Annotated in this window: 19 protein-coding genes; 13 read left to right on the top strand and 6 right to left on the bottom strand. The window is 36.2% G+C overall.

All coding sequences use genetic code 11. From position 1 onward, the window contains the following. The first annotated feature begins 3 nt into the window (after nucleotides 1–3). The 10 genes from nuoH (at nucleotide 4) to hppD (ending at nucleotide 12,096) form a co-directional block, all read left to right on the top strand. A complete protein-coding gene (nuoH, locus tag ACE1OF_RS17450) occupies nucleotides 4–981 on the top strand; it encodes an NADH-quinone oxidoreductase subunit NuoH (protein WP_448896028.1) in 978 nt (325 codons plus the stop codon). Between the two features lie 61 nt (nucleotides 982–1,042). After that, entirely contained in the window at nucleotides 1,043–1,573 is a 531-nt protein-coding gene (nuoI, locus tag ACE1OF_RS17445; protein ID WP_448896037.1) for an NADH-quinone oxidoreductase subunit NuoI, read from the top strand. Beyond that, nucleotides 1,570–2,160 (top strand): NADH-quinone oxidoreductase subunit J, encoded by a 591-nt coding sequence (nuoJ, locus tag ACE1OF_RS17440; protein ID WP_448896026.1) that lies wholly within the window; start codon nucleotides 1,570–1,572, stop codon nucleotides 2,158–2,160. Before nuoI ends, nuoJ begins: the two co-directional genes overlap by 4 nt. Next, nucleotides 2,157–2,465 carry an NADH-quinone oxidoreductase subunit NuoK gene (nuoK, locus tag ACE1OF_RS17435; protein WP_448896024.1) on the top strand — a complete coding sequence of 103 codons (309 nt, stop codon included), beginning with the start codon at nucleotides 2,157–2,159 and terminating at the stop codon, nucleotides 2,463–2,465. Before nuoJ ends, nuoK begins: the two co-directional genes overlap by 4 nt. A gap of 3 nt (nucleotides 2,466–2,468) precedes the next feature. After that, nucleotides 2,469–4,388, top strand: a complete 1,920-nt coding sequence (gene nuoL / locus ACE1OF_RS17430) for an NADH-quinone oxidoreductase subunit L (RefSeq protein ID WP_448896023.1) — start codon at nucleotides 2,469–2,471, stop codon at nucleotides 4,386–4,388. After that, nucleotides 4,388–5,908 (top strand): complex I subunit 4 family protein, encoded by a 1,521-nt coding sequence (locus ACE1OF_RS17425; protein WP_448896021.1) that lies wholly within the window; start codon nucleotides 4,388–4,390, stop codon nucleotides 5,906–5,908. The genes nuoL and ACE1OF_RS17425 overlap by 1 nt, the downstream gene beginning before the upstream one ends. A gap of 4 nt (nucleotides 5,909–5,912) precedes the next feature. Further along, nucleotides 5,913–7,376: an NADH-quinone oxidoreductase subunit N gene (locus tag ACE1OF_RS17420; RefSeq protein WP_448896019.1), complete on the top strand. Its 1,464-nt coding sequence runs from the start codon at nucleotides 5,913–5,915 to the stop codon at nucleotides 7,374–7,376. A gap of 143 nt (nucleotides 7,377–7,519) precedes the next feature. Beyond that, complete coding sequence (locus ACE1OF_RS17415; RefSeq protein ID WP_448896017.1) at nucleotides 7,520–8,422, top strand: HDOD domain-containing protein; 903 nt, start codon at nucleotides 7,520–7,522, stop codon at nucleotides 8,420–8,422. A 477-nt stretch (nucleotides 8,423–8,899) separates the two neighbouring features. Then, nucleotides 8,900–10,753, top strand: coding sequence for a DEAD/DEAH box helicase (locus ACE1OF_RS17410; RefSeq protein WP_448896015.1), 1,854 nt, complete (start codon nucleotides 8,900–8,902; stop codon nucleotides 10,751–10,753). 275 nt (nucleotides 10,754–11,028) lie between these two features. Further along, a complete protein-coding gene (gene hppD / locus ACE1OF_RS17405; protein ID WP_448896014.1) occupies nucleotides 11,029–12,096 on the top strand; it encodes a 4-hydroxyphenylpyruvate dioxygenase in 1,068 nt (355 codons plus the stop codon). A gap of 81 nt (nucleotides 12,097–12,177) precedes the next feature. On the opposite strand, the gene can is transcribed toward hppD, so the two are convergent. Further along, nucleotides 12,178–12,786, bottom strand: a complete 609-nt coding sequence (gene can / locus ACE1OF_RS17400) for a carbonate dehydratase (RefSeq protein ID WP_448896012.1) — start codon at nucleotides 12,784–12,786, stop codon at nucleotides 12,178–12,180. Nucleotides 12,787–12,928: 142 nt separating this feature from the next. Between can and ACE1OF_RS17395 the strand changes: the two genes are divergently transcribed. Beyond that, on the top strand, nucleotides 12,929–13,207 hold the full coding sequence (locus ACE1OF_RS17395; RefSeq protein WP_448896010.1) for a peptidylprolyl isomerase: 279 nt from the start codon (nucleotides 12,929–12,931) through the stop codon (nucleotides 13,205–13,207). Between the two features lie 104 nt (nucleotides 13,208–13,311). On the opposite strand, the gene ACE1OF_RS17390 is transcribed toward ACE1OF_RS17395, so the two are convergent. Then, entirely contained in the window at nucleotides 13,312–13,476 is a 165-nt protein-coding gene (locus ACE1OF_RS17390) for a DUF2897 family protein (protein WP_448896009.1), read from the bottom strand. Nucleotides 13,477–13,609: 133 nt separating this feature from the next. On the opposite strand from ACE1OF_RS17390, the gene ACE1OF_RS17385 reads away from it, so the two are divergent. Beyond that, complete coding sequence (locus tag ACE1OF_RS17385) at nucleotides 13,610–14,776, top strand: methyl-accepting chemotaxis protein (protein ID WP_448896008.1); 1,167 nt, start codon at nucleotides 13,610–13,612, stop codon at nucleotides 14,774–14,776. A gap of 61 nt (nucleotides 14,777–14,837) precedes the next feature. On the opposite strand, the gene ACE1OF_RS17380 is transcribed toward ACE1OF_RS17385, so the two are convergent. Beyond that, nucleotides 14,838–15,440 carry a PilZ domain-containing protein gene (locus tag ACE1OF_RS17380; protein ID WP_448896006.1) on the bottom strand — a complete coding sequence of 201 codons (603 nt, stop codon included), beginning with the start codon at nucleotides 15,438–15,440 and terminating at the stop codon, nucleotides 14,838–14,840. Between the two features lie 326 nt (nucleotides 15,441–15,766). Between ACE1OF_RS17380 and ACE1OF_RS17375 the strand changes: the two genes are divergently transcribed. Next, nucleotides 15,767–16,537 carry an IclR family transcriptional regulator gene (locus tag ACE1OF_RS17375; protein ID WP_448896005.1) on the top strand — a complete coding sequence of 257 codons (771 nt, stop codon included), beginning with the start codon at nucleotides 15,767–15,769 and terminating at the stop codon, nucleotides 16,535–16,537. Nucleotides 16,538–16,686: 149 nt separating this feature from the next. On the opposite strand, the gene ACE1OF_RS17370 is transcribed toward ACE1OF_RS17375, so the two are convergent. The 3 genes from ACE1OF_RS17370 to speA form a co-directional block, all read right to left on the bottom strand. Then, nucleotides 16,687–17,808 carry a pyridoxal-phosphate-dependent aminotransferase family protein gene (locus ACE1OF_RS17370; protein WP_448896004.1) on the bottom strand — a complete coding sequence of 374 codons (1,122 nt, stop codon included), beginning with the start codon at nucleotides 17,806–17,808 and terminating at the stop codon, nucleotides 16,687–16,689. A gap of 618 nt (nucleotides 17,809–18,426) precedes the next feature. Further along, nucleotides 18,427–19,347 (bottom strand): agmatinase, encoded by a 921-nt coding sequence (gene speB / locus ACE1OF_RS17365; protein WP_448896002.1) that lies wholly within the window; start codon nucleotides 19,345–19,347, stop codon nucleotides 18,427–18,429. Next, entirely contained in the window at nucleotides 19,347–21,260 is a 1,914-nt protein-coding gene (gene speA / locus ACE1OF_RS17360) for a biosynthetic arginine decarboxylase (RefSeq protein WP_448896001.1), read from the bottom strand. Before speA ends, speB begins: the two co-directional genes overlap by 1 nt. Between the last annotated feature and the right edge of the window lie 386 nt (nucleotides 21,261–21,646).

Genomic DNA, 21,646 nt, shown 5'->3' with positions numbered 1-21,646 from the left:
ACAATGACTGAAATAGTGTTTAAGCTCCTAGAAATAACTATTATTATCACTTTACTTATACCTATAGCAGCAATGTTGGTGTGGGTTGAGCGTCGCATGATAGGTATATGGCAAGACAGGTTAGGGCCAAATCGTGTCGGTCCCTTTGGTATTTTGCAATCATTGGCCGACTTATTAAAAATTCTTGGGAAAGAAGATTGGATTCCCCCTTTTAGTGACCGTTTAGTTTTTACGATTGCGCCTGTTATTGGTGCGGTTTGCGTACTAATGAGTTTTGTTGTTATTCCTTTTTCACCAACGATTGGTGTGTCTGATCTTAATATAGGTTTATTGTTTTTTCTTGCTATGGCCTCTCTTGCTGTCTATAGCGTGGTACTAGCAGGTTGGGCTTCAAATTCTAAATATGCCTTGCTTGGCGGCATGCGTGCTGCAGCACAAACAGTAAGTTATGAAGTATTTATGGGCTTGTCAGTGATGGGGGTTGTGATACTAACTGGCAGTTTTAATTTACGAGACATCGTTTTGGCTCAAGCAGAAAATGGTTGGCTTATTCAAACACAATTTGTAGGTTTTGTAATTTTCTTTATTGCAGGAATTGCGGAAAGTCATCGTTTACCTTTCGATTTGCCTGAAGCCGAAACTGAGCTAACAGCTGGATTTCATACCGAATATTCAGGTTTGAAGTTTGCTTTGTTTTTTTTGGGAGAATACTTAAGTGTTACTTTAATTTCGGCCATGTCTGTGGTGCTGTTTTTTGGTGGTTGGTTGATGCCAGCCCCTTTTGGTTCTTGGCTGCCGCCACTTGTGTGGTTTATTTTAAAAATACTATTTTTTGTTTTTTTCTTCATATTGTTACGCACATCATTACCACGCCCTCGTTTTGATCAATTGTTGAGTTTTGGTTGGAAATATATGCTGCCTTTAGCATTAATCAACTTGATAGTAACCGCTGCGTTAAAGTTGGGGGGTGTTTATGATTGAACCAGAGCATAAATTACATCATCAAAATAAAAGGTTAACAGCCTTAAGTTTGGTCGTTGATATGATTGTTAGTCAATTAAGAACGATGATGTTAGTACTTAAACATACTTTTACTAAAGCTGACACAGTTGAATACCCAGAACAAAAACCTTATTTAGCGCCCAGATATCGAGGTCGAATAGTGCTAACCCGTGATCCAGATGGTGAAGAGCGCTGTGTCGGTTGCAACTTATGTGCTGCAGCTTGTCCAGTTGATTGTATTGCTTTACAACAAACTATTGATGAGGATGGACGTAAACGTGCTGATTTTTTTCGGATTAATTTTTCTCGCTGTATTTTATGTGGATTTTGCGAAGAAGCTTGTCCAACGTATGCCATTCAATTAACCCCTGATGTTGAATTGGCCGAATATGACAGACAAAATTTAGTTTATGAAAAAGAACATTTACTCATTAGCGGTGTTGGTAAGTATCCAGATTATAGTTTTTATCGTCACAGCGGCATAGAAGTTAATATTAAAGGGGAAAAGAAAGCTAAAGGTGATGCAGAACAAGAGAAATCGCCTGTTGATATAAAAGGATTAATGCCATGAATATTGCGACGGACGGACTAATTATGGGATTAAATGCATTACAATTAATGTTTTATTTTGCCGCTATTTTAGCCATTGTTGCCAGCGTAAAAGTAGTAACAGGTAAAAATACCGTACATGCTTTACTTTATCTCGTGGTTTCGTTATTGGCGGTAGCTGTTTGTTTTTATTTAATGGGGGCACCTTTTGCAGCAGGGTTAGAAGTGATTGTTTATGCAGGGGCAATTTTAGTGTTATTTGTCTTTGCCATTATGATGTTTGGTCTTGGGCAGGATGAAACACTAAATTCTCCCGTATCACGTGGCTTTACCCTCAGTAATATTTCGCTTTGGATGGGGCCAAGTCTTATTGCATTGCTTTTACTGGTTGAATTAATATTTGCTATTGATAATGCCGCTATTCAAGAAAAATTAACCGCTAATGTTATCCATGCTAAACAGGTGGGGATCCTACTCTATGGCCCTTATTTGTTGGCGGTAGAAATTGCTTCATTTTTACTGCTTGCGGGTCTTATTGCAGGGTATCATCTTGCAAAGCCTGACGGTGCGAGTGTTGCCAATCAAAATGAAACAGGAGAGCCTCTATGAGTGCTATCCCGTTAAGCCACGTATTAATTTTGGCGAGTATTTTATTTACCATAGGCTTTGCTGGCGTCATTGTTAGAAAAAACACCTTGTTTATCTTAATGAGTTTGGAAGTTATGCTTAATGCCGTAGGCGTCGCTTTTATCGGTGCTGGCAGTGTTTGGCAACAGGCTGATGGTCAGGTGATGTTTATTCTCGTATTGACATTGGCAGCAGCAGAAGTTGCTGTGGGATTAGCGCTGTTGATACAAATGCAGAAACGCTTTAAATCTTTAGATATCGACTTGCTTAGCAAGCTAAAGGGGTAGGCGATGTTTCTCTCTACCACGGAAATTACATTAGCTTTACTGCCTGTTTATCCTTTAATCAGTTTTTTATTGCTCATTAGCTTAGGTGAGCGTTTATCCTGGCGAGCTGCGTCGATTGTGAGTGTTGGTGCTATGGCGTTAAGCGCAATATCAAGTTTTGTTGTGATTAACCAACTTTCCATTGTGTCACCAATATTAACCGTTCATTTGTGGAATTGGTTTGAGCTAAATCTAGCTGGTAACGCATCAACACAAATTAACATTAGTTTTTATCTTGACGGTCTTGCGGCTGTGATGATTTCAGTGGTAACTGGCGTTGGCTTATTGATCCATGTTTTTGCGGCCGCGTATATGAAGTCAGATGAAAATTTCACGCGTTTCATGGCATACATGAACTTGTTTATTGTTGCCATGTTACTTTTAGTGTTGGCAGATAATTTAGTATTACTGTATTTAGGATGGGAAGGTGTTGGGCTTTGTAGCTTTTTATTAATTGGTTTTTGGTACAAAGAAAAGGCCAATGTGTTGGCGGCAAGAAAAGCTTTTATTATGACTCGAGTTGGTGATACGGCACTGGCTATCGGGCTCTTTATATTATTTAAAGAACTTGGCCAACTCAATATTCATAACTTAACTGAGACTGCTAACACCATATGGCAGGTTGGCGACGAAGCACCTTACTGGATCGCTTTGTTATTACTAGGTGGGGCGGCTGGTAAATCGGCACAATTACCATTACAAACTTGGTTGCCAGATGCAATGGCAGGGCCAACGCCCGTGAGTGCATTAATTCATGCTGCGACTATGGTTACGGCTGGTGTTTATTTGATTGCCCGTATGCATGGCGTATTTTTACTAGCCCCCGAGGTGATGAACTATGTTGCTTGGCTTGGCGCAATAACGTTGTTATTAGCAGGTGTTGCTGCACTTGCTCAAAACGATATTAAGCGGGTTCTTGCTTATTCAACCATGAGTCAAATAGGTTATATGATGCTGTCACTAGGTGCTGGCGCTTTTTCAGCAGGGGTATTTCATTTGATGACTCATGCCTTTTTTAAGGCATTACTTTTTTTAACCGCAGGTTCTATTATTTTAGCATTACATCACCAGCAAAACTTGTTCAAAATGGGAGGGCTTTTAAAACGACTACCTTTTGAAACAGTGATGTTTACTATTGGTTTGCTGTGTTTAATTGCTTTACCTGGTAGTTCTGGTTTTTACTCTAAAGAAGCCATTATTGCTCAGCTTTGGTCGTCAAATACGGCAGGGCCGATATTTTGGTATTGCGCTATTTTGGGTGCATTTTTAACTAGTGTTTACAGTTGTAGATTGTTCTTTCTAGCTTTTATGGGAGAGAAGCGTTTCCAAGATGAACCGCGTTCATCATCTAGTAAGCTATTAAGTATTTCTCTCGTTGCTTTGGCTATGCTGTCTGTGGCAGGTGGGGGATTTGCGAGCACGCTTGAAGTGGCGTTGCTTAATGTTTTTCCTCGTTATCACTCATCACTATTTAATGAACCGCAATGGCTTCATAGTGTTGCTATAGCGACACCTTTTGTAGGTATTATTTTTTCTTGGTTTTATTTTGCAAAATATCGACATTCAACCTCTTGTGATGCAGAACATTCTGTATTTCAAGATAAGCCAAATTCAGTGGTGTTATTTTGCCGGCGAGGATTAGGTTTTGATCAACTTTATGATGTGTTGTTTATAAAGCCTTATTGTTATGTTGCTAAGTTAAACCGTAATGATATTTTTGATCAGCTACTTATGCTTTGCGCTTGGTATGTCAGCATGTGCCATGATGTATTCAAATGCAGTCAAAACGGTAAATTACGATGGTATGCTGCAGCTATTGGCTTAGCTGCGGTGTTGTTATTACTTAGTATGGGTCTTCAGCATTTATCACTGGAGGCAAGTTAATGAATATAACACTTGTTATGTGTAGTTTACTTTTGGGTGGTCTTTTAGCTTGGTATGCTGAGGGAATAAAAAAGCATAGTGCACGTTGGTTAGCGTTATTAACGGTACTTTTACTTTGTTTTTACTTTGTTATTTCAGTGACTTCAGCAGGGCTTGATTTTAGCGAGCTACAAATATTAATACGCTTGCCTTGGATTACAAGTTTTAATATTGAGTATACCTTAGCACTTGATTATTTAAGTTTGGTTTTAGTGTTGCTGACATTATTTTTGTCGGTTGTTTGCATTTTGATTTCTTGGCAAGAAATTCAAAATAAAACTGGTTTTTATTACTTCAATTTACTTGCCTCTATTGCTGGTATTATTGGTGTATTCACCGCCATGGATATGTTTTTGTTTTTCTTTTTTTGGGAAGTAATGCTTTTGCCAATGACAGCACTAATTGCTATTTGGGGGCATGAAAATAAGCACTTTGCTGCGATTAAATTTTTTATTTTTACGCAAGTGAGTAGCTTAATTATGTTAGTAGCTATCATTGCAATGGCTACTATACATTTTCAGCAAACTGATCAAGTAAGTTTCTTCTATCAAGACTGGCTAGTTCTTGAATTACCCTCATCCGTAAGTACTTATTTAATGTTGGGGTTCTTTATTGCTTTTGCTGTAAAACTGCCTTTAGTGCCAGTGCATTCGTGGTTGCCTGATGCGCATACTCAAGCGCCAACCGCAGGAAGTGTATTACTTGCAGGCGTTTTATTAAAAACAGGTGCTTATGGTTTGATCCGTTTTGTATTGCAGTTATTTCCACTGGCAAGTATGGATTTTGCGCCGATAGCTGCAACATTAGGGGTTGTGAGTATTTTATATGGGGCAAAAATGGCTTTTGCTCAACAAGATTTCAAACGTTTGGTTGCTTACAGCAGTATTAGTCATATGGGTTTTGTTATTTTAGCGTTGTTTTCATTGAATGCTATTGCATATCAAGGGGTGGTTTTAACTTTAGTTGCTCACGGTTTAAGTAGTGCAGCATTATTTTCATTAGCAGGAATGATCTATAGCAGAATACACACTCGAAATTTGTCACAGATGGGGGGATTTTGGCAAAGTGCCCCTCGTATGGGTGGTTTTGCTTTAGTTTTTGTCGCTGCAGCTTTTGGCTTACCTGGGCTTGCAAATTTTGTAGCAGAATTTTTATCCTTAATTGGATCATATCAACGTTTTCCTTTGTTAACGATATTGGCTGCTTTTGGCCTGATTGCCTCTACTATTTACGGTATGGTGTTATTTCAAAGTGCTTTTCAAGGCGAAACACAAGAGAATAAACAAAGGAAGTCTGTAGGAAAAAATAAAGTGCAAGATTTTACAAAAGAAAATTTGGTTACTGATTTATCAAAACGTGAGTTGTTAGTTTTTTCTTCTTTGCTTGCTTTACTGATAATTCTTGGCTTTTATCCTAATTTTGTTTTGATGTTTTTTCAGATACCTGAACTGACATTAGTATTTAATACTGTTGGAGAGTAATTATATGACTCAATTGATGATGCAGTATTTATCCCCTTTGTTGATAGTTGCCTTTGGTATTGTGCTTTCTTTATTACTTATTGCGTGGCGTCGATCACAAAAGTTAATTTTACACTTTACCTTAGCTATCTTTGTTTGTGCCTTATTATCGAGTATTTATTTAGTGTCGAATACTATTGATGCAGTACAAATTACTGCACTTATAAAGGGGGATAATTACGCTTATATTGCCTTTATATTGATTTTATTGGTTAGTATGGTTGTCGGTTTTTTAAGTTCGTCGTGGTTAAGGCACTCAGTTGAAGTACATGATGAATTTTTTGTTTTATTACAATTAGTTGTGCTTGGATCTGGGGTTGTAGTGATGAGTGATCATTTTGCCGCTTTATTTTTGGGGTTTGAGTTACTCAGTATAGCCTTAGTGGGTATGGTAGGTTACAGTCGTGGTAGTAAATATGGCGTTGAAAGTGCGTTTAAATACCTTGTGTTAAGCGCGACTGCTTCAAGTTTTATGTTGCTAGGTATTGCATTTGTTTATAGTCAAAGTGGCAGCTTAAGCTTTAGTGTTGACGCTTTTTCTATCGCTGTAAATGGGCAATTATATTTTGTAGGTTTTTTACTTTTTATTGTTGGTGTTGCTTTTAAATTATCTCTTGCGCCATTTCATTTTTGGACACCTGATGTTTATCAAGGTGCGCCAACGTCAGTGACGCTATTGTTAGCGACAGTGTCAAAAGTTGCTATGTTTGTTGTGTTAATGAAGTATTGGTTTAGTCAATCTTCATTACTAGTAGATAGTGCATCAAACTTCCATACACTAGTTGGTATTTTGGCAGTTTTGTCTATGTTGACAGGGAATTTTTTGGCTTTGAAGCAACAAAATATCAAACGATTATTAGCTTATTCTTCGATAGCACACATGGGGTACTTACTTATGGTGTTGTTGGTTGTGTTTCCTCAAAGTGTTCATTTAGCTTGGCAAAGTGCGCTGTTTTATTTGATTGCTTATGTCATAGCAACAATATCACTGTTTATTGCTTTACAATTAAGCGAAGGTAAAAATGCAAATATCATCTTGGATGGAGAGCAAGCTATTAGTGATTGGCAGGGAATGTTTTGGCACAATAGAGTGCTAGCTTTGCTAATTATTGTTGCAATATTAAGTTTGGCAGGCATACCGTTAACTGCTGGTTTTATTGGTAAGTTTTATGTACTAAATACAGCAGTACAAGCACAGCAATGGTGGTTAATCACAACATTAATTATAGGAAGTGGTATTGGGTTATTTTATTATCTAAAAATCATTTTTACGCTGTTTGATGGTGTAAATCAAGAGCAAAGTATGTATTTAACTAATGCAGTGGTGCCTACTGAATTATCACCTGTCGTGAATTTGTCTGTTATTCTAATAATTTTAGCGGGCGTTATTTTAGGTGTGTACCCTGATATAGTGTCACAAATGCTTTAATAATTGCGATGCAACAATAAATTAGTGTAGTGTTATAGGTATTACAGCCAGTTTGCTATTAAATGTATAGCATTGATGATATTTACTTTTATCATTTAAACCTTTTTTAAAGGGGGCTAGTCTTTTTTATAAACAGGAAAAGTATGGCAACAAGTATTTCAACTGCTTTTTATGATGCGTTATTTGATGGAACTAATATGGATGCATCAATGAATATTCTAGAAGAAACCACCTTAGCAAACGTAAGACAGGTTTTGAACGACCCTGAACAACTCTCTAAACATATACCACCTTTGCCCATTATTTTACTTGAGTTGATAGAAACATTAAAAGATCCAAATGCTAACTTTTTGGACTTTATTAAAATTATTGAAAAAGATCCTAGTTTATCCTTAACCGTATTAAAAATAGCGAATTCAGCTAAGTATTCACGTAGTGATACTGGTATTCAATCATTACAAAAAGCGGTTGGTGTATTAGGTACGGTAGGGGTAGCTAATATAGCGACGACAGTATTAATGAAGTCTTTAATGCCGCAAAGTCCTATCTATTTTAAAAAGTTTGGTCGTCAAATTTGGGAACATTCTCTTCAATGCGCTTTTTTGTGTCAAACGTTAGCAGTAAAACATGAGCAAAATGAATTTGATGCGCATTTTCTTGGCTTGATTCATGATGTTGGAAAAATTATTATTTTCGGTGCTTTATGTAATGCATTGAGTAACGTGCTTCCTGGAGAGTTACCAGGTAGTTTAGCGTTTAAACAGCTTATGTCAGAAATGTCATTAGATATTTCTTATTCCATAGTAAAAGAATGGAATTTACCTAATGTGTATTGTGATGCCTTGTTAGCACAAAGTTTGGGGAAATCAACGCCACTATCTTCTGTTTTATTTAAAGCGAATGTTATTAGCGAAATATATATTTTATCTAAAAAAAATAAGATCACTGAAAATCAGATTGAAACAGTATTAGCAAAAATAAAGGTAGATAAATCTATTTGGCTTAATTTTTTGGAAAATGCTGATGACTTCAACCTTAATTCATAGCTATTTATAAATATCATTTGTGTATTGTTTTTGTTCATGTATAATGCGCGCTTCGGTGGTGGGTGTTGGATTTTACGATACAAAACCAACAAAATGATAGAGGCACTTTTACAAAAGGGAATGGTGCACTACTTATTGATTTATCTATTAAGAGAAATTCTTAAAAAACAATAAGTCCATCGAAATGAGTAGGGGTTTTCTGCCCAATAGACTTGCCCAGCTGAACATTTCGTTTTCAGCAGAAATATAGCGTGAAGATACGCTATGCGCTTTAAGTCTTCCTGGTGGTTTCCTCGTATGATGTACGCAGGTTTAAGACTTAGCATTTAAAAATTTATTCAATTCAGATCTCTTTCTATAACCAATGTTATGTATGAAAGTGAGCTATTTTTTTGCTTTTTATTTTTTGCTAATTTTTCTTTTAGACGTCTTTTTAGAGATGCTCTCCATACCTGCCTTAAATTGATGAAATTAAAAATGACCGAACAAAAAAATACAGAACAAAAAAATAGCAAAAATTCGATAGGGCAACAAAATACAGTGAGCTTTGACTCATTAGGTTTACCAACTAATTTATTAAAGGCTGTCACGGCAATAGGTTTTACTTCAGCTACTGATATTCAAGCCCAAACTATTCCACCTTTATTAGCAGGTAAAGATGTACTAGGTGAAGCACAAACAGGTACAGGTAAAACAGCAGCTTTTGGCTTACCAGCTTTAGCAAAAATTGATACGTCAATTAAAAAGCCGCAATTAATGGTGTTAGCTCCAACACGTGAATTAGCAATGCAAGTAGCGGAAGCTATTGAGTCTTTCGGAAAAAACATGAAAGGCTTAACGGTTGCTACGTTATACGGTGGTCAATCTTATGGACCACAATTCCAACAATTAGAGCGTGGTGCGCAAGTAGTTGTTGGTACGCCTGGTCGTTTGATGGATCATTTACGTCGTAAAAGCCTCAAGTTAGCAGACCTAAAAGTATGTGTACTTGATGAAGCTGATGAAATGTTAAACATGGGTTTTTTAGAAGATATTCAGTGGATTTTGGACCATTTGCCTGAAACAACGCAAATGTGTTTATTCTCTGCAACTATGCCGCCTGCTATTCGCAAAATTGCTAATCGTTTCTTAAAAGATCCTGAGCATATTAAAATTGCAGCGGTTAAAAAAGCCAAAGCGAATATTACACAATATGCATGGAAAGTTAGTGGCATCACTAAAATGACAGCTTTAGAACGTATTGCTGAAATAGTTGATTATGATGCGATGATTATTTTTGTTCGCACCCGTAATGATACGGTTGATGTTGCTGAAAAATTAGAGCGAGCGGGTTATCCTGCTTTGGCACTTAATGGTGACATGAACCAAGCACAGCGTGAACGTTGTATTGACCAAATGAAATCGGGTAAATCATCTATTTTAGTGGCAACAGATGTTGTTGCTCGTGGTTTAGATATTCCGCGTATTTCATTAGTTATTAACTATGATTTACCTGGTGACAATGAAGCCTATGTTCATCGTATTGGTCGTACAGGTCGTGCCGGCCGTGAAGGTACATCAATTGCTTTTGTTCGCCCTCGCGAAATGTATTCTTTACGTCATTATGAGCGTTTAACTTCTGGTAAGGTGAATATGTATGAGTTACCTAATATTCAAGAATTAGGTAAAAAACGTATTGAACGTGCTCGTGATGAAATAGCGAATATTGTTGAAACGAAAGAATTAACCAATATGCGCGAAATTGTTGAAGCAATGGCAAGTGAGTCTGAGTTATCAATGATGGATTTAGCTGCTGCGTTGTTATATCAAAAGCAGTTAAAACAACCACTACAACCAAAAGAAGATCCTAAACCGCGTCGTGATGCGCGTGAAAAAGATAGTCGAGGTGATCGCAACGGTCGTGATAGAAATGATCGTGGTAGAGATTCTCGTCGTGATTCACGTTCAGAAAATCGTGCTGACAACAGAGGTGAACGTAATAGTAACCGTGGTTCACGTGATGATAGACCACGTAAAGCAAAAGTTAATCGTAATGATGTAGATTGGCAAACCTATCGCTTGGAAGTAGGTAAAGAACATGGCGCACGTCCAGGTGATATTGTTGGCGCAATCGCTAATGAAATATCATTAGACAGTAGTTATATTGGTGCTATTAACTTGCATGACAAGCATAGCTTTGTGCAATTACCTAAAGGCATTCCAACGGACTTATTTAATCAGTTAAAAGCTGTGAGAGTACGTAGACAACCTTTAGCCATTTCAGCTTCAGAAGAGCAAGTTGAAAGACAAGCACCACGTCGCCACAGTGAACGTTCACAGCGTCATAATTAATCTTCGCATTAATGATAACCACAAAAAAGGTGCTTTTTAGCACCTTTTTTATTGCCTGTAAATAATTTAATACATTGTACTATTAGCTATTGTATAGGCTAGCTTTCTATTCGTATTATTTTCATTGAATTTAACGTACATATTCATTTACATCACTCATGAAAGTGCTGTTGAGTAGAAGCTTTCGTAATTGTTAAATCCTCTAGATAATGAAGTTATTACATTAAGCACCTACTTTTTAAGGTGTTCAAAATACAGCGATAAGAGAACATAAAATGACTGACGCAACAGTATCAAAAAAGAACCCATTAAAATTAAATGGCATTGAATTTATTGAGTATGCAAGCCCCGACTCTGATTTTATGGAACAAGCTTTTTATGGTTTTGGTTTTTCAAAAATTAAAAAATTTAAAGGGCGTGATATCGATTACTTTAATCAGAATGATATTCACTTTTTACTTAATAGAGAAGTAAAAGGGTTCTCAACAGAATTTGCTAAGAGCCATGGTCCAGCTATTTGTTCAATGGGGTGGCGAGTTGAGGATGCTGATTTTGCCTTTGAACAAGCGTTAAAGCGAGGCGCAAAAACGGCTGAGCAAGTGGAAGGTAAATTACCTTATCCAGCGATTTTTGGCATTGGTGACAGCTTGATTTATTTTATCGATGTATTTAAATCACAAGGTAAAAATAAAGGCTGTATTTATGATACTGACTTTGATACTCATGATACTCCTGTGATTGTTGAGGATAAAGGCTTTTTAGTTGTGGACCATTTAACTAATAATGTTTATCAAGGAACAATGGGGCGGTGGGCAGACTTCTATAAAGATATTTTTGGTTTTACTGAGATACGCTATTTTGATATTAAAGGGATTAAAAGTGCATTGATCTCATACGCATTGCAGTCACCTTGCGGAAACTTTTGCATTCCAATTAATGAGGGTAAAGGTACTAATAATAATCAAATTGATGAGTATTTACATGAATATAATGGTCCAGGTGTACAGCATTTAGCTTTTTTAACAGATGATTTAGTCAGTTCATTAGATAAATTGGACCGCAATATTGTTGATACCCTGCATATTGTGCCAGAGTATTATGATGAAATATTCAACCGGGTACCTTGGATTAAAGAAGATAAAGAGAAGATTAAAGCACACCAGATTTTAATTGATAGCCAAGCAGAAAATACGTATTTATTACAAATTTTTACTAAAAATTTATTTGGTCCTATCTTTATTGAAATGATTCAGCGGGTTAATGATCAAGGTTTTGGTGAAGGAAATTTTTCAACTTTGTTTAAGTCAATTGAATTAAACCAAATGGAACGTGGGGTTTTATAGTTGTTGGTTTGACTATTATTGATACATATTATCGAGTTGCGAAATTATATGTTTTGCAACTCGACGCGTATGTTTTTACCGTTATTTTTTAGTGTTACCACTAATTGAAACATTCAAATCTTTCAAAATGCCGTCATGCACATTGTAGACTAAGCCGTGTACTGTAACATTTTGGTTAGCTAGCCACGCATTACGTAAAACTGTAGAGTTAGCAACATTAGCAACTTGTTCAATAACATTAAGCTCACAGAGTAGATTCATGCGTCCTGCATCATCTGCAACAGCATCGAGTTTTTTCTGGTTAAAGCGATATACATCTTGAATATGACGCAACCAGTTATCAATTAAACCGTGGCTTTCATCATGAAAAGCTGCTTTAATACCACCACATCGATAATGACCACAAACAATAATGTCTTCTACTTTTAGTATTTCTACCGCAAATTGTATTACTGATAAACAATTTAAATCAGTGTGGATAACTTGATTAGCAATATTACGATGAACAAACACTTCGCCTGGCATCATGCCTAATAACTCATTAGCGGGTACGCGAGAATCAGAACAGCCAATCCATAGATATTTTGGTGTTTGCTGCTCTGATAGGTTTTTGAAAAAAGTTGGATCCTGCGCTAATATTTCGTTAACCCAACGTTTATTGTTTTCAAATAAGTGTTTTATAGTGCTCATAACTTTAAATTTTAGTTACCATATGAAATGTTAATGACATTTTATGTCAATAATCGCATAAGTAAAAGAAAATAATGCTTTTACCTTGAGATTGTTATCTCAGTATAATAGCAATTAATAAAGATGAAAGCAGGTAATAATAATGGTAACAGCGGCGGCAGTTCATATTTTAGTTAAAACAGAGCAAGAAGCATTACTACTAAAAGGCAAACTCGAAAAGGGAGCTGATTTTGCACAACTAGCGAAAAAGTTTTCAATATGTCCTTCAAAAAAGAAAGGGGGAGATTTAGGCGAGTTCCGTCGTGGGCAAATGGTTAAGGCTTTTGATGATGTTGTATTTAAAAAGGGATTATTAAAAGTTCATGGACCCGTTAAAACAAAATTTGGTTATCATTTAATTAAAACTTTGTATCGAAACTAATTAATTCTTAAATGCGATAAGCAAGCATATAACTGAACATAGTACTGACTGTAAGTACAATGCTGAATTTACCGTAAGTAAAGTCAGAACTAATACATATTGTGTTAGTTTGCCTTTTCTTCCTTATCTAGTTCCTTGTTCCGTTTTTTAATTTTTTTTAACTGCTCGGGTGTTAAATCGAACTTTTTAGCTGATTTTTTTAGCAGAAAAACGCCTCCTAAGATGATACCTAATGCTAAAATAGTTAAAATTATGCCACTTAACGACATAAAACCTCCTTGGTGGATGAATACTTAGTGTTTTAATTAAATAGTCATAGTAAAATTATTTGTTAACGGGTAAGTTATCTTATCAGGTTTAGGTCTTGTAATAACATAATAATAAAATATATTCGGACACTCTATGCATAAAAATTTAACAACAAAACTCCTTTTGCCTATGATCATAGTGGGTATTTTATTTCTTTTGGGTATTTTATTTTCATCTGACAACTTAAGTAAATATAGTGTTTTGGCTATTGTTCTTGTGCTTGTTATTACGCAAGTTGTGTTGAGTAGTTTCTATTTTTCGAAACAAATAACTTGTCGAATAGCTAAGTTGAAATGTTATTTAGATTTGGTTGTTAGTACTGAACAAGCGCCATCAAATCGATTGATTGATCCCCTAAAAGATGAACTCGGTGTTGTCATTAACGAATTAAGCCAGTTTATTGTTAGCTTAGGCGATGTAGTGAGTGATATTCGACGTGAATCAAAAAAATTGAATCAAGGCTCTGATGAACTTGTGACACAAATGCAAAATTCAGTGAATACTGTGGATGAATCAGTAAGCCAAATTGAACAAATGGCGCAATCAATAGAAGAGATTGCGAATACGTCATCAACCTTATCTAATAATGCTGATCAAGTTAGTAATACAACCAGTGGTGTAATGACCACGTTAAATCAGGGCATTTCATCATCTAATACTAGCCAATATACTATTGAGTCTTTTGCGAAAGAAGTGGAAAGTATGGTTAATGACTTAGGTCTATTGAAAGAAGAAAGCGCACGTATCGGTTCTGTATTAGACGTTATTCGTGGTATTGCTGATCAAACTAATTTGTTAGCTCTGAATGCGGCTATTGAAGCGGCACGTGCTGGTGAACAGGGGCGTGGCTTTGCGGTTGTTGCTGATGAAGTAAGAGCGTTAGCTTCTCGTACTCAAGAGGCGACTGTTGAAATTCAATCTATGGTAGAAGGATTACAAGATAAAACAGCTAATGCCGTTAGTGCGGTAACACGCGGTCAAAGTTTAACACAAGAAAGCTTAGCTCAATCGGCAGAGGTTGTTAGTGCACTTAAACAACTTAGCAAGGCATTTAAAGAAGTTGACAGTTTAACTTCACAAATTGCAGAGGGCACTCAAGACCAGCAAAATTCAACGGCTTCCATTAATGATAATATGAGCGCTGTGTTATCATTAAGTCGTGAAGTTAATGAAGGACTTGCGCGTGTTGCAGAGCATGCAAATCAGCAACAAAAAACGTCTTGTGATGTTGATACGACATTAAATCGTATTTGTGTCTAGCTGAATTAGTATCACTTCTCTTTAGGTATCAGATTTTCTTTGAGGGAAGTGATGTATTAATTTAAGACGTTCGTTCTTGGTTTCGTTGTTGAGCAAGTGCTTGAAGTTGTTTAGACTGTTCATGTAAACTTGTGCGAACAAGTATCTCTCTGTCTTCTTCTCTTATAAAATGAAAAATAACTTTGTGGTGAAAAGTATTGTCAATGTTTTCTATTTCAATTACTTCGCCATAACAATAGACCGCATAATTTTCATTTAAGAGAAAAATTTTCATTTCAAGGATTTGGGTCAAGTTGAAGGCTGTGTTGGCAGTAAACAGTAAACCGCCCCCGCCAAATCTTAAACCTTGATATCTATGTTGTTCTTCATCTTGTTGACTTAAAATATAGCCAATAAGTAAATCTATTTTTTTTGACTGGTGATTTAAGTAATCAACTAACTGGGCTGCACTACCTGAGAGTGCTTGCAACGGACGCAAGGCGGCTTGATCAATGGTTGACATATCACTTGCCATTTTGAATGGTGTAGGCATGTTAGCTAAAAATTGCTCATAGCTAACACCCATATGTTCTTCTACGGGTAATATATTTATTGAAAACTCATGCTCAATTGAGAAAAACTCATTGTATTTAGTCAGTTTTTGTTCTGTTACGTCGTTATTCATGTTTATCACTTTGGTTATTTGCATTTTTATTTCTGATGTATAATACCAAGCCTATTAAGTTATTACCCAGTTACTCAGCGAAAATTAAAAAGTTTAGAATAAAACCGTTTATCACTCAAATTAGGGAATGGATTAGCATAATACTGAGTTACCTCTAATAACTAAAGTGCTTAACGAATTTATTATGAATGAAATAACTAGACGGTTTTAATCAAACGCCTTTCTACAGTAGTAAAAACTACTATATTCTTTATAATTTAAACGAGTGGTTCATAAGAAGTATTGCTAAATAACAGATAAGAACGGATTAACACGGAGTCAAACAGATGAAAAAGACCAAACCTGAATCTCGAATTCAAGTTATTGACAGGGCGGCGCAGTTATTAGATGCCATGTCGCGGTATTCTTTACCTGTAACATTAAAAGCTCTGAGTGCTGATACTAACTTATCACCTTCTACAGCATTTAGAATCTTACATTCTTTAATTGACAATCATTTTGTTGAGAAAGACGACACGGGGAAATATCACTTAAGTGGTAGATTAATTCGCCTGTCTAATAACCCAAGTGCAGGCATTGACTTTAGAAAAGTTGCTAGCCCGTATTTACATAAATTGCGTGATAAATTTTGTGAAACCGTTAATTTAACGACCCGAGAAGGAGATGTTATTATTTATATTGATAAAGCTCTGCCAGATAGAATGATGAATGTACAACAAATCATTGGAAGTAGAGCACCTTTGCATGTTACTGGTGTTGGCAAAATGATGCTAGGTAGGGAGGGAGAAGAAGGAATTCGGGGGTATGCTGAACGAACTAATTTACCTATTTATACACGTAATACTTTTTCTACTGTTGATATGCTCATTGATGAAAGTATCACTTGTTTTAAACGAGGCTATGCTTTTGACAACGAAGAAGCAGAGATGGGAGTAGGTTGTATTGGCACACTCATTTATGACAAATATGGTGAAGTTATTGCTGGTTTGTCAGTATCGGCACCGATCGAAAGACGCAAAAATGAATGGGCGAAGCCTTTAGTTAAAGCGGCAAAATCTATTTCAACCAAGCTAGGTTATAGAGGCAATACGCCTTAAGCAAACTTTATTGTGTGAGGGGGTAAAGAACAAACAACGATAAATGATCAACAGCTTTATACGTTATTTAATCATAAATGGTTGTTTGTTACTTTCACCAATAGCAAATTAATTTCACAATGTGAAATTAATTTTGAGAAGTTTTTGGCTTATTGTTTTAAGGCATCTTCAAGTGCAGCTAAACATAAAGCGACATTTTCACTTCTTGCAGCATAACCCATAAGACCAATACGCCACGCTTTACCTGCTAAATCACCCAAACCTGAACCAATTTCAAGGTTGTAATGGTTGAGTAAGTAACTTCTTACTTTTACATCATCTATGCCTTCAGGAATATAGATAGCGTTTAATTGTGGTAAGCGTTCTTCTTTTGGCACAATAAACTCAATACCAAGTTTTTCTAAGCCTTTGGCTAATGTTTCGTGTTGAGATTGATGACGAGCCCAAGCGTTTTCTAAGCCTTCATTTTGCAGTTGTACTAATGACTCATGCAAGCTGTAAAGTGAGTTTACAGGGGCAGTATGGTGATAACTTCGTTTACCTTCACCAGACCAGTAACTCATGACAAGTGATTGATCTAAAAACCAACTTTGAATTAAAGATTTACGATTTTTAACAATATTCACGGCTTTCTCACTAAAAGATAATGGTGATAATCCAGGCACGCAAGATAAACATTTTTGTGAGCCAGAATAAATAGCGTCAATACCCCATTCGTCAACTCTAAGCTCTATACCTCCCAGTGATGTTACCGCGTCAACAATTGATAAGCAGTTGTGTTGTTGTGCTAATTTACATAGTGCTTTGGCGTCAGACACGGCTCCAGTTGATGTTTCAGCATGAACAAAGGCTAAAAATTTAGCGTCAGGATTCGCCTTTAATGCTTGTTCTACTTTGTCTACTTCTACGGCTCGTCCCCAAGGAGAATCAACAATAATAGCTTCTCCACCAATACGAGTTACATTTTGTACCATGCGGTCGCCAAAGACGCCATTACGGCAAACAATAACTTTATCTCCAGCTTCAACTAAGTTGACAAAACATGCTTCCATGCCAGCAGAACCAGGGGCTGAAAGTGCGATTGTAAATTCATTTTTTGTTTGAAAAGCATACTGAAGCAATGCCTTTGTTTCATCCATCATACCGATAAATAATGGATCTAAATGACCTATCACAGGTCTTGATAATGCGGATAATACTTCAGGGCTAATATCTGATGGTCCAGGTCCCATTAATATTCTACGAGGAGGATTGAATGATTTAACGTTCATTGTATTTGCCTTTTTTAATTGATGATTTAGAAGATCTTCTGTTGTTATACAAGTTATACAATACTTGTTAATAGAGTCAACCTTCTAACGGGGAGGCTTCATACTGATTTCATTTGAAAAAAATGATGTGACAATAAATATCTTGAATTTTTATTTTTTATTTGTTAGGTGCTTTGTGTTTTTAAATTCAGACTCTTTAACGTGAAACTTTATTAGAAAAAGCCGTTGGGAAAGGATGTTTTAGGGGATTTACATAAGATGCAAAGGCGATTTGAAATTTGATGAACTTATATTGAATGAATTTATGGTGTTCTTTAGGTATGGTTTAATCAAAAAAAATGATTAAACATCACAAATTATTGCGCTTGCTTGTTAGTGTTATCTGCATACAATTACCCACATATATTGGCTTTAATTATTAAGAAAATGAAACAAAAAAATGAAAGGGGTGTGGACGAGCTTGTTTTTATATTTTTGCTCTTATGTTTATTTATCGCTTCGTTACTGATGACGTAAAAAGCATGTAGGAGATTTTTAAAACTGAAAGCTTAGCCATTTATCGTTTTTATATTATAAGTAACGATAAATGGCTCATTCAAATTTAAAGTAATTGACTTGTTATCTGTGTTTAACTGCCCACAAATGTAATAGTTCTAATCCTATAGTCGCTGCAGCTAGGGCTGTTAATTCACTGTTATCGTAGGCAGGCGCTACTTCTACAACATCCATACCGACAATATTAATCCCTTGCAACGCTCGTAATATTTTTAACACTTTATCAGTCGTTAAACCACCACATACTGGCGTACCAGTACCTGGCGCAAATGCTGGATCTAAGCAATCTATATCAAAAGTTAAATAAACGGGCAAGTCACTGACAGTGTCTTTAATCGTTTGAACAATTGCATCAACGGATAAATCGTTGGCTTGCATAGCATTAATAACAGTAAACCCATGATTTTCGCTTTGATAATTAGTGCGTATCCCCACTTGTATCGATTTATCTTTATCGATTAAACCTTCGTTTGGTGCATGAAAAAACATTGTTCCATGATCATAACGACTACCATTATTATAGGTATCCGTATGAGCATCAAAATGAACAAGCGCCATTTTACCAAACTTTTTAGCATGTGAACGTAACAAGGGGAGTGTTACAAAATGGTCACCACCGAACGAAAGTATCGCTTTATTGCTGTTTAGGATTTGATCTGCTGCTTGTTCAACATGTTGCGTAAACTCTTGTGCATCACCCGTAGCATAAATTAGATCGCCGGCATCAATGATACTGATTTTTTTAAGTAAATTAAAAGGCCAAGGAAAGCGTGCGCCTTCCCAAGCCAGATGCACAGACGCTTGACGAATAGCGGTAGGGCCACTGCGTGCACCAGAACGACCTGAAGTGGCCATATCAAACGGTAAGCCTAATATCACCACGTCAGCATCGTGCTTTATCGGGTTTGTCACTAACGGACAACGCATAAACGTCATTGCGTTCGAGTAAATAGAGTTATCTATTTGATTGAAGATATCTTTCATTAAAAATCTTCCAAATAAGTGTAACCTGATAAACCTGTGACCAATTCTTCAAAAATTGATTCGCGCTCTTCCTCAGGTATTTTATTATTTACGAGTTCGGCGTAGGTCTGTTTAAATACTTGCGCATCTAAATGCACATAGCTCAACATGTCTTCAACGGTGTCGCCTTCGTTAATTTCTGATATTTCCACTTCACCATTATCATTCATCGTAACAACAGCACTATGCGTATCACCAAATAAATTATGCATATCGCCTAAAATTTCTTGATAAGCCCCCACTAAAAAGAAGCCCATTAAATAGGGTTCATCTTCATTCCATGCTGGTACAGGTAATGTGGTTTCAATACCTTGCCCGTCAACATAGCTGTCAATAGCACCGTCAGAATCACAAGTGATGTCTAATAAAACGGCACGTTTTTGATGTGATTTTTGCAAATTATTTAAAGGTAATACTGGAAATACTTGGTCGATACCCCACGAATCAGGTAATGATTGGAAAAGGGAAAAGTTAACAAAAAACTTATCGGCTAACTTTTCAGTTAAACCATCAATAATAGGACGGTGAAAACGGTTTTTATTGTCCATTAATTCGTTTAATTCATAACAAACGCGCATATTGACTTGCTCAGCCCATGCTCGTTCGGTTAAATCTAAAAGACCCATCGCAAATTGATTATGTACTTCACTAATATCACTTTGCGTATCGTGATAAATTTCAATTAAGGCGCGATCATCTGTACGCTCATTTAATTGTACCCAAGATCGCCACATATTATGCAGTAATAATGATGCATCTTCAGTAGGCGGTTGTATATCTTCAAGCTCGTAAGATTCTGCGCCAATAACATTAGAAATTAGTACGGCGTGATGCGCAGTTAACGCTCTACCAGATTCAGAAATAATCATCGGCATATGTTCGTCATACATTTTGCAAGTATCACCGATAGCATGCACTATATTATTGGCATATTCTGCTAAACTGTAGTTCATTGAATTATGTGATTGGCTACGTGTACCATCATAATCTATAGCTAAACCACCGCCCACATCCATACATTCAAGACCTGCGCCTAACTTACGTAGTTCACAATAAAAGCGTGCCGCTTCACTAACACCTAAACGCACATCACGAATATTAGCCATTTGTGAGCCTAAATGAAAATGTACTAATTGCAGTGTTGATAATTTATCGTGTTCTTTAAGTACTTTTATCACTTTTAATACTTGGGAAGCAGATAAGCCAAATTTAGATTTTTCACCACCACTGGCTTGCCATTTTCCTTTACCTTGTGAGGCTAAACGAACACGTAAACCTAAACTAGGTTCAACGTTCAAATTTTTTGCTTCGGCAAGAATCATTTCTAATTCAGACATTTTCTCTAAAACAATATGTACTTTATGGCCTAGTTTTCTACCAATTAATGCTAATCGTACATATTCTCGGTCTTTATAGCCATTACACACAATAACTGACGTTGCTTTTTGTGCTAACGCTAATACAGCCAAAAGCTCAGCTTTACTGCCTGCTTCTAGGCCTAGTTGTTTATGTTCTTTATTTGTTTGGCTCGCTAAAATTTCATCAACAACTTCGCGTTGTTGGTTGACTTTAATCGGGTAAACTAACAAATATTCTTCAGGGTAATTATAATCAGTAATCGCTTGGTTAAACGCTTCGCACAAACTGTGAACACGGTGGTGAATAATTTGAGGAAAGCGTATTAATGCTGGTAGCGTAAGACCTTTTGCTTCTATCATTTGAGCTATACTACTTAAATCAACAGTTTGTTCTTGGTTTTCTGCTTTAGGCGCCACAAAAACATTACCAGCATCATTAATACCGAAATACCCTTGACTCCAGTGACGCACGTTATAAGAAGCACGAACGTGTTCGAGAGAAGTAGTTTGATCCATTGATTTTCCTTTAGAATATGTAATAGCACAATAGTTTAATAGTGTAGATTATACGCATTTATTTTTTAAACCTAAAATTGAATAAAATGGTTAGTACCATAAAAAAAAATGATTAACATGAGGAGTATTTTAATATTGTTTTTTGAGAACATATATGAGGTTAAAATATTCATAGACTTTTTATATTCATTAATTGAGTAATAAAAGTAAAACAAAGAGAAGTGTTGATGGGCTTGTATTTATATTTTTGTTATGATGCGCAATTATACCAAGTTGATTAAGTTCTTTCCCACTCAGCGAGAATTAAAAGGCTTAGAGGCAAGGCATTGATTGAAGAGAATGGTCATTCCCTTGTCAAAATCAATAACGCTGCATATAAGCCTTTT

It is taken from the genome of Colwellia sp. E150_009, assembly GCF_053543955.1.
The sequence above is the reverse complement of the archived record's forward strand: the minus strand, read 5'-3'. Positions and strand labels throughout refer to the sequence as shown.

Bases quoted from the DNA above. Each gene is read 5' to 3' on its own strand.
- nuoH (WP_448896028.1), top strand. From the start codon at position 4: ATGACTGAAATAGTGTTTAAGCTCCTAGAAATAACTATTATTATCACT.
- nuoI (WP_448896037.1), top strand. From the start codon at position 1,043: ATGATTGTTAGTCAATTAAGAACGATGATGTTAGTACTTAAACATACT.
- nuoJ (WP_448896026.1), top strand. From the start codon at position 1,570: ATGAATATTGCGACGGACGGACTAATTATGGGATTAAATGCATTACAA.
- nuoK (WP_448896024.1), top strand. From the start codon at position 2,157: ATGAGTGCTATCCCGTTAAGCCACGTATTAATTTTGGCGAGTATTTTA.
- nuoL (WP_448896023.1), top strand. From the start codon at position 2,469: ATGTTTCTCTCTACCACGGAAATTACATTAGCTTTACTGCCTGTTTAT.
- ACE1OF_RS17425 (WP_448896021.1), top strand. From the start codon at position 4,388: ATGAATATAACACTTGTTATGTGTAGTTTACTTTTGGGTGGTCTTTTA.
- ACE1OF_RS17420 (WP_448896019.1), top strand. From the start codon at position 5,913: ATGACTCAATTGATGATGCAGTATTTATCCCCTTTGTTGATAGTTGCC.
- ACE1OF_RS17415 (WP_448896017.1), top strand. From the start codon at position 7,520: ATGGCAACAAGTATTTCAACTGCTTTTTATGATGCGTTATTTGATGGA.
- ACE1OF_RS17410 (WP_448896015.1), top strand. From the start codon at position 8,900: ATGACCGAACAAAAAAATACAGAACAAAAAAATAGCAAAAATTCGATA.
- hppD (WP_448896014.1), top strand. From the start codon at position 11,029: ATGACTGACGCAACAGTATCAAAAAAGAACCCATTAAAATTAAATGGC.
- can (WP_448896012.1), bottom strand. From the start codon at position 12,786: ATGAGCACTATAAAACACTTATTTGAAAACAATAAACGTTGGGTTAAC.
- ACE1OF_RS17395 (WP_448896010.1), top strand. From the start codon at position 12,929: ATGGTAACAGCGGCGGCAGTTCATATTTTAGTTAAAACAGAGCAAGAA.
- ACE1OF_RS17390 (WP_448896009.1), bottom strand. From the start codon at position 13,476: ATGTCGTTAAGTGGCATAATTTTAACTATTTTAGCATTAGGTATCATC.
- ACE1OF_RS17385 (WP_448896008.1), top strand. From the start codon at position 13,610: ATGCATAAAAATTTAACAACAAAACTCCTTTTGCCTATGATCATAGTG.
- ACE1OF_RS17380 (WP_448896006.1), bottom strand. From the start codon at position 15,440: ATGAATAACGACGTAACAGAACAAAAACTGACTAAATACAATGAGTTT.
- ACE1OF_RS17375 (WP_448896005.1), top strand. From the start codon at position 15,767: ATGAAAAAGACCAAACCTGAATCTCGAATTCAAGTTATTGACAGGGCG.
- ACE1OF_RS17370 (WP_448896004.1), bottom strand. From the start codon at position 17,808: ATGAACGTTAAATCATTCAATCCTCCTCGTAGAATATTAATGGGACCT.
- speB (WP_448896002.1), bottom strand. From the start codon at position 19,347: ATGAAAGATATCTTCAATCAAATAGATAACTCTATTTACTCGAACGCA.
- speA (WP_448896001.1), bottom strand. From the start codon at position 21,260: ATGGATCAAACTACTTCTCTCGAACACGTTCGTGCTTCTTATAACGTG.